A 13,521-nucleotide genomic window follows, 5' to 3' on the forward strand; every position below is an offset into this window, starting at 1 on the left:
GCTTTCGATGAGTGAACGCAAGGCTGTCACGAAGACCATCGCGACCCGGTACGCACGCTCGTCCAAGGCGGTGAAGAAGCAGATTCTGGATGAGCTGTGCGCAACGACCGGCTGGCACCGGGACCATGCCCGGAAGGCTCTGCGGATGGCGCTGGTACTCAAGGTTGCCCGGCCCAGGGGGCCCCGGCCGCCGCTCTACGGGGAGGCGGTAATCGAGGCGCTGCGGTTCTGCTGGGCGGTCCAGGGTACCCCGTGTGGTCGGCTCCTCGCTGCCGGGCTGCCGGACCTGGTGCCGCGCCTGCGGCGGTTCAAAGAGCTTCAGCTTGATGCCGGTACGGCCGAGCAGCTGTTGAAGATTGCGCCGGCGACCATTGACCGCCGGCTCAAGGCCGATCGGGCGAAACTGGAGCCCCGCGGCCGCTCCCATACCAAGCCTGGAACGCTGCTGAAGGACTCGATTCCGATGCGGACCTGGGCCGAGTGGGATGACGCAGTTCCCGGTTTCGTCGAGATCGATCTGGTCGGGCACGAGGGCGGCAACAACCAAGGGGAATTCTGTTTCACCCTTGATATCACTGACATCGCGACCGGTTGGACGGAAACCCGCTCAGTGAAAAACAAGGCCCAGAAATGGGTGTTCGCGGCCATTAAAGACGCCACCGCTTCGTTCCCGTTTCCGGTCCTGGGCATCGATTCGGATAACGGCTCGGAGTTCATCAATTGGGAGCTGTTCCGCTGGTGCGAACGGGAGAAACTCACGTTCACCCGGTCCCGGTCCGGGAACAAGAACGTCGGCGCCCACGTGGAGCAGAAAAACTGGCACATCGTCCGCCAGACCGTCGGCTACCACCGCTACGACACCGCTGCCGAGCTGGAACTGCTGAACCGGATCTGGGCCCTCCAACGGCTGCTGACCAACCACTTCGCGCCGCAGCAGAAACTCCTCGCGAAAGTCCGGACCGGGGCAAAGATCAGCAAGAAATACGATCCACCCGCCACCCCGTACCAGCGCGTCCTGGCCGACACCGGCACCGTCCACCGGGACGTGAAGGCCCGGCTGAAACGAGAGAACAGGCCACTGAACCCCGCCGCCATCCAGCGTCAGATCCAAGCATTATGCGCAGACCTGCTGGCACTGACCACCGCGAAACAAGGTCCAAAAACACGACCTGCTATCCGGGCAAAATCAAATGATTCCACGAATCAGCCCAGGCGGGCATCTTGACATGATTCCCCGGGGGGGGACCTGATCGATTACCACGGCCGCGGAGGCGCAAAAGAAGCCGCTGTGGTATTCCAAAGCCGCTGAGGCAGGCGGCCGCCCGGTTGGACTGGTTGGGGGTGCGCTGGCGCGCTGGGGCGCCGGCGGTGCGCAAAGTCTCCGTGGACATTGTTGCTCCTGGTTGGTGCGGGGAAGGCCAGCCGGGTAGGGAACGGCGGGTGTGGCTGCTCAGGCATTGGCCGGCCGGGGGTGGCTAGATGGGGGCGAGAGTGGTTGCCAAGTGCTCCCCGACGGCGAAGCCCCTCGTGATGGCAGAGCCAAGGGTGGCGCCTCCACCGGGGTAGTTGTTTCGGAAGACGCTGGCTGCCACGTTTCCGGCGGCGTAGAGCCCTGGGATCGGCTGCTGGTGGCGGTCTAGGACGCGCCCGTCGAAATCGGTGGCGAGACCGCCGGAGGTACCCAGGACCCCTGCCTGGATGGGCACGGCGTAGAACGGCGCCTCGAGGAGGGGTGCCAGGCATGGGTTTGGGGTGTTTGCGGCGTCGCCGAGGAACCGGTCCTGGGGTGTGGCGCCACGGTGGAATTCCCGGTCTATGCCCGTGGCGGCGTCTTCGTTGAACCTGCGGACTGTCGAGGTTAGCCCGTCCGGATCCACGCCGATGTTCCGTGCCAGCTCCTCCAGCGTGGCTGCGCTGGCCATCCAGCTCGTGGGCTGGCCGGGTGTGGAACCGGCCACGGGGTACTTCCGCTGGTAGGAGGAGTCGAAGACGAGCCAGGCCGGATTGTTTTCCTGCCGGCCAGTCTGCGGGTCGATCGAGGCGAAGACCCGGCTGACATCGTGATAGTTCAGCGCCTCGTTGACGAACCGGCACCCCTTGGCATTGACGGTGATGGATCCGGGCAGGGTCATTTCCACGTTGCCCATGCGGCCGGATTGCCGGCCGTCATACTGGTGTTCCGGTGTGGAAATTACCGGCACACCCCAGACGGCGGTCATATCAGCGACGGCGGCCCCGGCTTTGAGCCCAAGCTCCAGCCCGTCCCCTTCGTTGGAGGGGGCACTGATGGGTGTTACGGGGAAGGGAAGGAAAGCGTGGCGGAGCCTGCTGTTCCATTCGAATCCCCCGGATGCAAGCACAACCGCGGAGGCGATGATCCGCTTCCCGCCGGCTTGTCCACCAACGTCGACGGACCATCGTCCTTCCGATTCTTCAATTTCCTTCACCGGAGCAGTGACGGCGAGCTGCACTCCCCGGTCCAGCGCGCTGGCCACCAGGCTCCCTACGAGTGCGCCTCCCATGGTCCGGACCCCCCGGGATGCCCGCTCGCCAAGGAGGGCCGGGTCCGCGGCCCGGCCGTTCAGGGCGTCCCGCTCCGTCATGGTGAGCAGGGGAAAGTACGAGGAGGGGCGGATCAGGGCTGACAGGCCAGGGTAGCCGGCCGGATCGAAAGGGCTGTTGTCCAGCCCCCGGCCCCCGTCAGCCGATCCTTCCCATTCCATGTGGTAGTCCGGGCGGGAGATGGGAACCATGGCCACCTTGGTGGATGCGTTCAGGTAGCTAACCGCCCGGGGAGCCATAGCCACATACCATTCAATCTCATCAATGCTGAGCACATGCCCGGCTGCTTCAGTTAGATAGGCAATGCCTTCGGCCTGGCTGTCAGAATAGCCTGCGGCCTTGGCCAGGTGGTTGTTGGGCGCCCACATCACGCCGCCGCCCGCGGCGGTGGTTCCGCCCAGCAGGGCTGCCTTTTCAAGGACGACGACGGACAGTCCGGCGTCCGCTGCCCGAATGGCTGCGACCAGTCCGGCGGCGCCGCTGCCCATGACCACCACGTCGTAGGTGTCGGAGAGCCGGTCTGCAGGGGTGGGTATGCTTTCCGGGACGCCGTTCATGGCCGCGATCCTGAGGTCACAGGGTCGGCTGCGCTGCTGTGCAAAGCAGGGCCCGCCTGCCGTGAGGCGGGCATTTCAATAAGGATCTTGCCCACCTTTTCGGTGCGGTCCTGCATTAGGTGGAAGGCCTGCTGGAGATCTTCGAAGGCGAAGCGGTGGGTCATCAGAGCCTGCGCCCGCTGGGGGTACTTGGCCAGCAGGGTGAGACCGTCCGGGATGAGGTTGAGGCTGTTGCGGCTGCCCATGAGATCGAGTTCCTTGAAAGGGATGTCCTTCATGGAGACGGCGGCCTGCCGGGCGGAGATGCCCACCTGGACAATCCTGCCGGCGCTGGCAACAAACCTGATGGCATTTTCCAGGGAGGATGGAACACCGGTGGCCTCGATGACGAGTTGCGGCCCATAGCCATCGGTCAGTGCCTCCAACCGGGATCCCTGGTCCGGGTCAGGGAATGAGGCACCGGGCGTGACCAACAGAGTGTCTACAGCGCCGAACTCGGTGGCGAGCTCGAGCCGGTCCACTTCAGTGTCTGCGCAGACCACCTGCACCCCCAGATCGGTCAGGTACAGGGTGGCGAGCAGGCCGATGGGTCCGCTGCCCAGCACCAGGGCAACCTCGCCGGCGTCGGGGCGTCCGCGGTTTACGGCTTGCATGGCGATGGAGGTCGGTTCGCCCATGGCGGCCAGGTCCAGTGGCAGGCCGACCGGAACGGCGCATAGTTTCTCCAGCGGCACGCTAAGTAATTCCACGAGAGCGCCGTCGGAATAGCAGCCGATGCAGCCGATGTTCCTGCAGACGTTGGGGCGTCCCGTGCGGCACGGCCGGCATTCTCCGCAGTAGGTCATGGGGCTGACCGCCACCTGGTCTCCGACGCGGACACCGGCTTCGTTGAGTCCCACAGCTTCTATGACGCCGGAGAATTCGTGGCCTTGGATGATGGGAAGATCGGTCGGGTAGTCATCCTCCCAGATGTGAAGGTCGGTGCCGCAGAGGGTGACGTTGTGAACGCGGACCAGCGCGTGGCCGGCTGCGAGTTCGGGTTCTGCGGATTCTTCGAAGCGGATGGTTTCTTTGGCTATGGTGCGGGCGGAAAACACGACCACCTCAGTTCTGGCCGGCGCCGAAGAAGATGTTCCATTGGCGGATGGTCCGCTCCTGGATCAGACCGGCCAGGTGGAACGGGTCCTGGTTCATCAGTGCTTCCACATCTGCCTTGGACTGGCCCGCGATGATCAGCAGGGCGCCCGGCGACTCCTCGGGCCCGAAGGGGCCGCTCTTAAGGAGCCGGCCGCCGTCGAATTGGGCCTGAAGAAATTCAACGTGGGCCGGTCGTCTCTCATCCCGCTGCTGCGAGCTGGAACCGGTGTAGGTGTAAGTAACGGCAAACGTGGGCATGGGTAGTCCTCATCATTGAGCAGATGGTGGTGGGGCAGCTTCCCGGCCAGAGGTTCCGGGAGCACCTGTGGGACTGAGCACGTCCCTCTGCGCTCCATACTGGCCCGACGTATTAGGACTTGTCCAATACGTAATTGATCAATAACTATGTGGTTTTCCTACATAATTGGGATGGCCGCCCAGTCATGAGGGCGGCGTCGGCAGAACTTCCAGGGCAACGTCGAGGGCTGCGCTCAGGGCGGGGGACATGGCGGATGGGCTCCAGGCCAACCCCGAAAACAGCGGAATGGCACCGCCGGATATCGGCAGAAACACCGTTCCACCGGGCATGATCCCGGCGATGGAATCGGGCATGAGGCTGACGCCGACGCCACCGGCCACCAGGGAGAGTGCCGTGTAGGGGTCTGCCACCTCCTGGCCGATATGGGGCCGGAAGCCTGCGGCATTGCAGGCCGCCACCGTTGCTTCTCGCAGAGTGGAGCCTTGGGCCGCAGGCATGGTAATGAAGGTGTCGCCCTCGAGTTCGGCCAGGTCTATAGACTCCCTCCCGGCGAGGGGATGATCCACCGGGACTGTGGCGCCCAGGCCTTCCTTGGCGATGGTCCGGGTTTCAAGGGAGGGTGCGTCTACCGGCAGCCCAACGAACGCCAGATCAAGAGACCCGTGGATGAGCTGCTGCAGGGCTTCCTGGGTCAGCAGCCCGCCGTGCAGCGTGACATCCAGCTGGGGGTGGCGGTGCCGCAACGCGCGGGTCAGCGGGGGCAACGTCTTGTGGTTCAGCGCTCCGGAAAAGCCGATGCTGAGCCGGCCGTAGATCGTTCCGCTATCGGCGCGGACCGCCCGCTGTCCCAGGTCAACTTCTTCCAGGATCTTCCTGGCATGCGGCAGGAAGGAGTGCCCGGCGCTGGTGAGGGTGACGGTGCGTGTGTTGCGTTCGAAGAGTGCGGCCCCGAGGCTCTTCTCCAACTTTCGGATGGTCTGGCTGAGGGGTGACTGGGCAATTCGGAGCCGCTCCGCGGCGCGGCCGAAGTGCAATTCCTCGGCCACGGCCAGAAAGGCCTCAACCTGCCTCAGTTCCACATGCCCTCCTTTGCCTGCCGTTGTTTTCGCTGGTCCGGGTGCCGGACGCGGGAAGGCTCCGGCACCCGTCCGGCCCTTACACTGCAAGGCTATATTGGTTCTGGGATCCGCGGATTCCGGCCGGGCAAGGCATCTTACCGGCCCCCAGCGGCAGGAGGCATCGTGGCAAACTCGGCGTCGGGGGAGTCCGTCATTGAGCGGGTAGTGAAGATCATGGAGGCCTTCTCCAAGGGCAACCCGCGCCTGCCGCTGCGTGAGCTGGTCCGTATGACAGGAATGTCCAGCAGTACCGTGCATCGGTTGGCCAATGATCTTGCCGCCAGCGGACTGTTGGAGCGTGACGAGTCCGGCGAGTACGGCGTGGGCGCGCGGATGTGGGAGCTTGCCTCGCGCAGCAACCCGCTCGAAGATTTCCGGCGGCGGGGGCTGCCGTTTCTGGAAGGTGTCCACGCCGCCGTGCGCGAGCATGTTTCCCTGTCCGTGCCGGACGTGGAGTCCGGGAGCGTGCTCTACCTGGAACGCCTCGACCGGCACGGAAGCGTGATGAACCTCGCGGAGGTAGCCGGCAGGCTGGAAATCCACAGCACCTCTTCCGGCATGGCGATGATGGCCCACATGCCGGCATTCGTCCAGGAGCGTTTTCTCGCAGGAGGCCTGAAAAAGACCACGCCAGCCACCGAGACGGACCCGGCGCGCCTCCGTAAGCAGATGGCCCATATCAGGGAGCTCGGCTACGCCCGGATGGCCGGCGTGCTGGTTGCTGAAAACACCGCCTATGCCGTTCCGGTGTTTGGTGAGGGCCACTCGGTGATCGGCGCGATATCCGTCGTGGTGCCGTCCGGGGAAGAGAACCCCGGACTGATCCTGCCCGTCCTGGTCGCGGCCGGCCGTGGACTGTCCCGCACCATGGGGGCCGAGCGCCGCCCCTACGGGACCAGGCCCTGGCTCGAATCACGGGGCGAGTGAGACTTTCACCGAAAGCCCGAGAATTCACATCCCGTTGAACGGGAAGCCTGGCCTCCGGGTGTGATCTCGGTCCTACAGTCGATACCAGAGAAACAACCGCTTGTGACCTGAAAGCACAATGCGCTGGACGGCTTTCCTGCATCAAATGATGAGGAGGCTGCCGCCGAAGGCAGCCAGCCAGCGAACGTAACTCAGACACCATCTTTCACGCAGCTCCGCCCCATGGCGGTGCCGGCCCCCACTCTCAATGAGGAGACATTATGGGACACGTGCACCAGCACCCGCCCACAGCCGTTCGCAACAACCCTCCAGCACCAGGCGAGCACGTCAAGATGCCGAAAAAGGCAGCCCTCGCGTCCTTCCTTGGATCCACTTTGGAGTACTACGACTTCTTCATCTATGGCACCGCGGCCGCGCTGATCTTCCCCAAGATCTTCTTCCCTGCCGGAGACCCCGTCGTCGCCCTGCTCGGCGCGATGGCAACATTCGGCGTCGGCTATCTGGCCCGCCCGCTGGGCGGCATCGTCATGAGCCACTTCGGTGACAAGATCGGCCGCAAACAAGCCCTCCTGATCACCTTGGTCATCATGGGCGTGGCCTCGATAGGGATCGGCTTCCTCCCCACTTACGGGCAGATCGGCTACTGGGCCACGGCGCTGCTCCTGGTGGGGCGCCTTGCGCAGGGGTTCTCTGCCGGGGCGGAGGCCGCCGGCGCATCCACCCTCACCATGGAACACTCGCCCGAAGGCCGCCGCGGGTTCTTCACCAGCTTTGTGATGACCGGCTACGCCTCAGGCATGGTTCTGTCCACGGTGGTGTTCATCCCGCTGGCCGCCCTGCCTGAGGCGCAGTTGCTCAGCTGGGGCTGGCGCGTCCCGTTCTGGCTGTCAGTCCTCGTCCTGGCCGTGGCTTACTGGATCCGAACCCGGCTCGAAGAACCACCGGTCTTCGAGGAAATCGTGGAGCATGAGAAACCACAGTCCGTACCCGCCGTGGCAGTTCTCAGGACACAGTGGCGCGACGTGCTGCGCGTGGCCGTAGTGATGCTGTTTTCCGTCATGCAGACCACTTTCACCGTCTACGCATTGGCCTACGCTACTGGTCCGGCGGTCGGCCTGGACCGGACCCTGATGCTCACCGTTAACGCCGTGACCATCGGCCTGTCCATGGTGACAATCCCGCTCGCCGGGATCATCTCCGACCGGATCGGCCGCAAGAAGGTCCTCCTCGTGGGCGCCGCGGGCTGCGCGGTCACCTCATTCGGTTACTTCTGGTCGATCAGCGAGCAGAATGTGGTGCTGATCTTCCTCTTCGGCTTCCTGAACATGTCCGTCTTCTACTCCTGCTGGAACGGTGTCTGGACCGTGTTCTTCCCGGAGATGTTCCCAGCCGAAGTCCGGTACTCCGGCATGGCCATCGGCAGCCAGATAGGCCTGATCCTGGCCGGGTTCACGCCCGCCATCGCCACCCTTCTCGCCCAGCCGGGCCCCGGCGGCTGGATCCCGGTAGCGGGGTTCACCGTCTTCTGCCTCCTGGCTTCGTCCATTGCCATCATGACCGCCCGAGAAACGTACAACGTCCCGCTGGAGGAGCTTGGCCAGCCACACCGCTGACCCAACCCTCTGCCCGTCCCGCCTCCTGACCCCGGAAACTCCGGAAATCACGCACCACCGAAAGTTGGCTATCCCATGACCCCGTCAACAGCAACCCCCCGCATCTTCCGCGTCGGCATCGCCGGTTGCGGCGCCATCTCCCGCAACCATTTGGAAGCCTTCAGCGCCCTGGACAACGTCCGGATCGTGGGCGTCTGCGACGTAGACGAGGAGCGGGCCCGCGCGACTGCAACGGCATGGGATGTTCCGGCTGCGGTAACCACCGTCGACGATCTCCTGGACCTGGGCCTGGATATCGTCTCGGTGTGCACGCCTCACCCCACCCACGAAACCGTTGTCCTGAAGGCGGCTGCAGCCGGCGTCCACGTCCTGTGCGAGAAGCCCATTGCCACCAGGTTGGAGGCCGCGGAGCGGATGGTCGCGGCATGTGATGAAGCCGGCGTCCGGTTCGGGGCGCTCTTCCAGCGACGGTTCTGGCCGGCAGCACAAAAGATCCGGACCGCGATCGACGACGGCACCCTGGGCCGGCCCATTATGGCCCAGTGCTCGGTGATGCTGCACCGGGCCCCGGACTACTACAACCGCGACGCCTGGCGCGGTACTTGGGAGAACGACGGCGGCGGGGTACTGATGTCCCAGGCGGTCCATCAGATCGACCTGCTTCAGTGGTACCTGGGCGAGGTGGCCGAAGTCTTTGGCCGGGTCAGCACCTACCGGCACGGTGACTACATCGACGTGGAGGACTCAGCCACCGCCGTTATCACTTTCACCTCCGGTGCCATGGCCACCGTTGAGGCGACAACCGCTGTCACCACCAACCTGGGCATCCAGCTGCGGATCACCGGGGAGACCGGGGCCTCCGCCTCGTTGACCGAATTTCCAGAGGGCAGTGAGGGCCGGCTGGACCTCTGGGCGATGGACGGCAGGATCCAGCAGGAGCGGGTCCACCCAGAAGGCGTTGAACCCAACGTGGATCTCTCCATGATCAACGGACAGCTGATCCCGTTCCACACCATCCAGGTCCGCGACTTCGTGACAGCCCTGGAAAGCGGACGCAAACCCGCCATCACCGGAAAGGACGCACTGAAATCACTGCGGATCCTGCTGGCAGTCTACGAATCTTCCAGGACGGGCCGGCCCGTCAGCTTCGCCCCCGTGGACGGCTTTGCCAGGTCGCGGGTCGAAATCCCCGCGCTTGCCCTCGCCGGGGTACCGGCTGAGGCCGGAGTCTAGTCCATGACAGTACAACGCCATGCAGCCCGCCCATTGATCCTCGGCCGCAACGGCCGCACTCCCAGGACCCTACGGAACCGCCTCGCTTCAGCACCCATGGAGCGGAACTATGGCACCGCCAACGGGTTCATCACCGAGCAGTACATCGACTACCTGGTAACCCGCGCCCACGCAGGGCTTGGAATGGTCACCACAGAAGCAACTTTCGTACGGGCCGACGGCAAGGGCCGGACCCACCAACTGGGCCTCCACACCGACGACATGATTCCTGGCCTGCGGACACTCACCGACGCCCTGCACGCCGAAGGCGCGCTGGCCGCCGTCGAACTTAACCACGGAGGCCGCACCGCCCAGGCCGCAGTATCCGGATTCAAGAACGTGGCCCCCTCACCGGTCGGATGCGACGTGGCGGGCGGGGAAATCCCTGACGAACTGACACAGGAAGGCTGCCATGAGCTGGTCGAGGCCTATGCTCAAGCTGCCCGGCGGGCCGTTACCGCAGGTTTCGACGTCATCAACATCCATGGCGCCCACGGCTACCTCATCCACCAGTTCATGTCACCCATCTCAAACCACCGAACCGACGAATTCCGCAAACCGGAATACTTCATGAACCTCGTCATCGACGCTGTCCGTGAAGCCGTACCGGACACCATCGTGGGCATGCGAGTCTCGGTGCTGGAAGGCCCCGCCGAAGGCATCACCGCGGCAGACCAGCTGGACATCATCGGCAAGGCACACCTGGACAAACTCGACTTCCTGGACATCTCCGCCGGCAGCTACGAAGCGGGCGAATGGATCGTGCAGTCGGGGGAGTGGAAGCCCGGGGTCCTGGCCAAGTACGCCAAGGAATACCGCCGATTCGGGCTTCCGTTGGGGATGGCGGGGCGCCTCAACTCTCCGGCCATCATCGAGGAGGTCCTAGGCGAGGGCACCTGCGACTTCGTTAGCCTTGCCCGGGCAATCCACGCAGATCCGGCCTTCGTCGGCGGAGTCCTGCGGGATGAGCCCTACCGCCCCTGCATCGCATGTAACGTCTGCATCGACAACCTTGGCCTGGGCCAGGTCACCTGCAGTGTCAACCCCGCCGTGGGACGTTCGCGCGTCCCGATGCCGACACCGAAGGTCCGCACGGGCTCTCGGGTCCTGGTGGTCGGAGCCGGTCCGGCGGGCCTTACAGCCGCCCGGGAACTCGCCCAAGCTGGCGCCCACGTGGCAGTGCTAGACGCCGGCACCCGCCCCGGCGGCCAGTTTGCTTTGGCCGAGCGGATGAGATCCACGCCCGACTTCCACCGGTTTGCGGACTGGTCTGAGGGCGAAAACGCCCGGCTGGGCATTGAGATGCACCTCGGCAACCGGGCCGACACATCCGACATCAAGGCCCTGGCTCGCGAACACAGCGCCGATGCGGTGGTCCTGGCGATGGGAGGGGAACGGCCCGGGGAATCATTTATCGGGGCAGACTTGCCGCAGGTTATGGACGTCCGCGATTGGCTGGATGCACACCCCGAAGCTTTGCAGGGAGGTGACCTTCCGGAAGCACTGACGCTTTGGGGTGCAGATTCCGTAGCCATGTCCGTGGCCGACACTCTGGCCTCCCGCGGCACAGCCGTGCTGCTGGTGGGCCCCCAGGAGGCCATCGCTCCGGAATCCGGGCGGAGGGCCAAGATTCTGGCTGTGCCCCGCCTGATCTCCAACCCGAAGGTTCGCCTGCTCCTGGGCTGCAGCGTCGAGGAATTCGACGGCCGGCAGGTGCGCGTCAGAGCTGTCACCGCCCCCGACCAACGTTCATCCCTACCTGCCGAAGGCACGGTCTCCCCTTCCGCCACGCAGGAGGACCAATGGCTGGAAGCCCCGGGCCCGCTGTTGATCTCCCGGTCTGTCCTGCCCTTGGCCGCACCGCCCACCCACGAGGAGCGTGAAGCCGCCCTGTCATTGTCGGCCGGCATTCCAGTCACCCTCGCCGGCACCATGGTCGACCGGTCCCCGGCCATTGTTTCCAACGCAGTGAAGAGCGGGTACGACGCCGCGCAAAGGTTGTCCGCCGCCCTTGCCGACACTCTTCCTCCCAGCCCGCATACCACCAGACCGGCTGACCGATTGGCCCTGAACGGAGCAACGTCGTGACCACTGCAAAGTCTTCCCATACCCCAGCGCGCCGGCTCGGCCTGGCCCAGCTTTCGCTGGTGGACACCGCTCCGCCGCAGCTCGTGAACATCGCCGCCGAAGCGGGCTTCGACTTCATCGGCGCCCGCGTACGCCCCGTCACGCCCACCGAGCGGCCCTACGACCTGCAGCCCGGCTCGCCCATGCTCAAGGAAACGATCGCGCGCATGCAAGACACCGGAGTGACTGTTGAGGACATAGAGTTCCTGCTCCTGGATGGAACTGACCAGCGGGCAGCCTGGCTGCAGATGATGGAAGCCGGGCAGGCCCTGGGCGCCCGGACCATGACCGTGGCCTGCGCGGACCCCGACGCCTCCCGTTTCGCAGACACCCTGGCACAGCTGAGCCTGGACGGCCGCGGTTTCGGAATATTGCCAACATTGGAACCGATTTCCTATCAGGTAGTCCGCTCGATCCCTGACGCTGCAGGGCGCGCGGGGCAGGCAGGAACCGGGATCGTGGTGGACGCGCTGCACGTCAACCGCTTCGGCGGCACGCTGGAGGAGGTGAGAGCCTGCACTTCACTCGTGCCGCTGCTGCAGCTGTGCGACGGCCCCGCTGCACGCCCTGCCGGACACGCTGGCCTGGTCCTTGAATCGCGCTCGGAGCGGCACGTTCCCGGTGAAGGGGAGTTTGATCTTGCCTCCCTGGTGGCCGCCTTTCCGGCGGATCTTCCCGTAAGCGTAGAGACGCCCTCCGAGCGCCGTGTCGCAGAACTCGGCGAAGCGGGCTGGGCCCGAATGCTCAAGACCGGTGCTGACGCTGTCCTCGCATCGGCGGCCGGACTGCCGAAGGCAGGAACCTGATGAGCAACCTGCCTCAGAGACGGACGGCGGAGATCGCCCCGGGCGTCCACGCTCCACTGATCGGTTTGGGCACCTGGCCAATGATGGGGAAGGAAGCCACCGACGCGGTGGCGCGCGCAATCAGCCATGGCTACCGGCACATTGATACCGCCGAGAAGTACGGCAATGAAGAGGCCGTCGGCGAAGGCCTGCGCCGCAGCGGTGCCGCCCGAGACGATATCTTCCTTACCACCAAGTTCAACAAGGACTCCCACAGCAGGGACGGCGTCCGGGCAGCCTTCACCGCGGCGGCAGGCCGGTTGGGCGTGGACTACCTCGATCTCTTTCTGGTGCATTGGCCAAACCCCCGGCAAGGCAGATTTGTGGAGGCCTGCGAAGGCCTGCAGCAACTGGCCGAGAAGGGAAACATCCGCTCGTGGGGCGTATCAAACTTCACGCCCGAACACTTGCGGCAGGTGCAGGCGGCCGGGCTCAGCCCCGCCCTCAACCAGATCCAGCTGGACCCGGAAACAGGCCAGCGGGACCAGCTTGCCTTCCACCGCCGGCACGGCATTACCACCGCTGCCTACAGCCCGCTCGGCCGCAAAGGCGCATTCATGGACTCTCCGGCCATTAAAGTCCCGGCGGCGCAGCTGCAAGTATCCCCTGGGCAGATTGTGCTGCGGTGGCATCTCCAGCATGGCCGCATAGCGGTCCCTAAGTCAGCTGATAGCAAACGCCAGCAACAGAATCTCGATGTCTTCGGATTCCGCCTGATGGAGCCCCAGATGGCTGGCATCGATGCCCTGGACCGGGACCTCCCTCCGCGCCTCAACCCCCTCGAATACGGCCACTGACATGACACGCATGGAGAACTACATGAAGACCCCAGAAGGACCTGCATCCACCCCGGACCCGTCAGAAAGCAGCAGACGCATTACCGACTGCGACGTACTGGTGGTCGGCTCGGGTGCCGGCGGTCTGTCCGCAGCAGTAACAGCCGCCTACCACGGCCTTAAAGTCATCGTGGTGGAAAAAGCGGCCGTCTGCGGCGGGGCAACCTCCTGGTCCGGCGGCTGGGCATGGACTCCCGGCAGCCCCTTAGCCAAGGCAGCAGGAATCAATGAAGACAAGGACACCTTCCGCACCTACCTGCGCCACGTC

At 64.9% G+C, this 13,521-nt stretch carries 12 protein-coding genes; 8 read left to right on the forward strand and 4 right to left on the reverse strand.

Annotated features, from left to right (window positions below):
* The first annotated feature begins 7 nt into the window (after positions 1 to 7).
* Entirely contained in the window at positions 8 to 1,225 is a 1,218-nt protein-coding gene (locus AC6CH3_RS12165) for an integrase catalytic domain-containing protein (protein WP_498132668.1), read from the forward strand.
* Between the two features lie 250 nt (positions 1,226 to 1,475).
* Here the strand turns inward: AC6CH3_RS12165 and AC6CH3_RS12170 are convergent, their stop codons facing one another.
* The 4 genes from AC6CH3_RS12170 to AC6CH3_RS12185 all read right to left on the reverse strand — a co-directional run bounded on the left by AC6CH3_RS12170 (position 1,476) and on the right by AC6CH3_RS12185 (position 5,594).
* On the reverse strand, positions 1,476 to 3,119 hold the full coding sequence (locus tag AC6CH3_RS12170; protein ID WP_498132669.1) for an FAD-dependent oxidoreductase: 1,644 nt from the start codon (positions 3,117 to 3,119) through the stop codon (positions 1,476 to 1,478).
* Entirely contained in the window at positions 3,116 to 4,216 is a 1,101-nt protein-coding gene (locus AC6CH3_RS12175) for an alcohol dehydrogenase catalytic domain-containing protein (RefSeq protein WP_498132670.1), read from the reverse strand. Before AC6CH3_RS12175 ends, AC6CH3_RS12170 begins: the two co-directional genes overlap by 4 nt.
* 7 nt (positions 4,217 to 4,223) lie before the next feature.
* Entirely contained in the window at positions 4,224 to 4,514 is a 291-nt protein-coding gene (locus AC6CH3_RS12180) for a YciI family protein (protein ID WP_498132671.1), read from the reverse strand.
* Positions 4,515 to 4,697: 183 nt separating this feature from the next.
* Positions 4,698 to 5,594, reverse strand: coding sequence for a LysR family transcriptional regulator (locus tag AC6CH3_RS12185; RefSeq protein WP_498132672.1), 897 nt, complete (start codon positions 5,592 to 5,594; stop codon positions 4,698 to 4,700).
* 162 nt (positions 5,595 to 5,756) lie between these two features.
* Between AC6CH3_RS12185 and AC6CH3_RS12190 the strand changes: the two genes are divergently transcribed.
* From AC6CH3_RS12190 to AC6CH3_RS12220, 7 genes are all read left to right on the forward strand, one after another.
* Positions 5,757 to 6,560 (forward strand): IclR family transcriptional regulator, encoded by an 804-nt coding sequence (locus tag AC6CH3_RS12190; protein WP_498132673.1) that lies wholly within the window; start codon positions 5,757 to 5,759, stop codon positions 6,558 to 6,560.
* A 260-nt stretch (positions 6,561 to 6,820) separates the two neighbouring features.
* Positions 6,821 to 8,173 (forward strand): MFS transporter, encoded by a 1,353-nt coding sequence (locus AC6CH3_RS12195; protein ID WP_498132674.1) that lies wholly within the window; start codon positions 6,821 to 6,823, stop codon positions 8,171 to 8,173.
* Positions 8,174 to 8,248: 75 nt separating this feature from the next.
* Positions 8,249 to 9,406 (forward strand): Gfo/Idh/MocA family protein, encoded by a 1,158-nt coding sequence (locus AC6CH3_RS12200; RefSeq protein WP_498132675.1) that lies wholly within the window; start codon positions 8,249 to 8,251, stop codon positions 9,404 to 9,406.
* Between the two features lie 3 nt (positions 9,407 to 9,409).
* Positions 9,410 to 11,533: an FAD-dependent oxidoreductase gene (locus AC6CH3_RS12205; RefSeq protein ID WP_498132676.1), complete on the forward strand. Its 2,124-nt coding sequence runs from the start codon at positions 9,410 to 9,412 to the stop codon at positions 11,531 to 11,533.
* Positions 11,530 to 12,378: a sugar phosphate isomerase/epimerase family protein gene (locus AC6CH3_RS12210; protein ID WP_498132677.1), complete on the forward strand. Its 849-nt coding sequence runs from the start codon at positions 11,530 to 11,532 to the stop codon at positions 12,376 to 12,378. The genes AC6CH3_RS12205 and AC6CH3_RS12210 overlap by 4 nt, the downstream gene beginning before the upstream one ends.
* The gene (locus AC6CH3_RS12215; RefSeq protein ID WP_498132678.1) at positions 12,378 to 13,214 is read left to right on the forward strand and encodes an aldo/keto reductase; all 837 of its coding nucleotides are present in this window, start codon (positions 12,378 to 12,380) and stop codon (positions 13,212 to 13,214) included. The genes AC6CH3_RS12210 and AC6CH3_RS12215 overlap by 1 nt, the downstream gene beginning before the upstream one ends.
* A 22-nt stretch (positions 13,215 to 13,236) precedes the next feature.
* Positions 13,237 to 13,521 (forward strand): FAD-dependent oxidoreductase (locus AC6CH3_RS12220; protein WP_498132679.1); only part of this gene is annotated, 285 nt, incomplete at its 3' end.

It is taken from the genome of Arthrobacter sp. GQ119, from assembly GCF_059759125.1.

Coding starts and splice junctions, on each gene's coding strand:
- AC6CH3_RS12165 (WP_498132668.1), top strand. CDS start 8: ATGAGTGAACGCAAGGCTGTCACGAAGACCATCGCGACCCGGTACGCA.
- AC6CH3_RS12170 (WP_498132669.1), bottom strand. CDS start 3,119: ATGAACGGCGTCCCGGAAAGCATACCCACCCCTGCAGACCGGCTCTCC.
- AC6CH3_RS12180 (WP_498132671.1), bottom strand. CDS start 4,514: ATGCCCACGTTTGCCGTTACTTACACCTACACCGGTTCCAGCTCGCAG.
- AC6CH3_RS12195 (WP_498132674.1), top strand. CDS start 6,821: ATGGGACACGTGCACCAGCACCCGCCCACAGCCGTTCGCAACAACCCT.
- AC6CH3_RS12200 (WP_498132675.1), top strand. CDS start 8,249: ATGACCCCGTCAACAGCAACCCCCCGCATCTTCCGCGTCGGCATCGCC.
- AC6CH3_RS12205 (WP_498132676.1), top strand. CDS start 9,410: ATGACAGTACAACGCCATGCAGCCCGCCCATTGATCCTCGGCCGCAAC.
- AC6CH3_RS12215 (WP_498132678.1), top strand. CDS start 12,378: ATGAGCAACCTGCCTCAGAGACGGACGGCGGAGATCGCCCCGGGCGTC.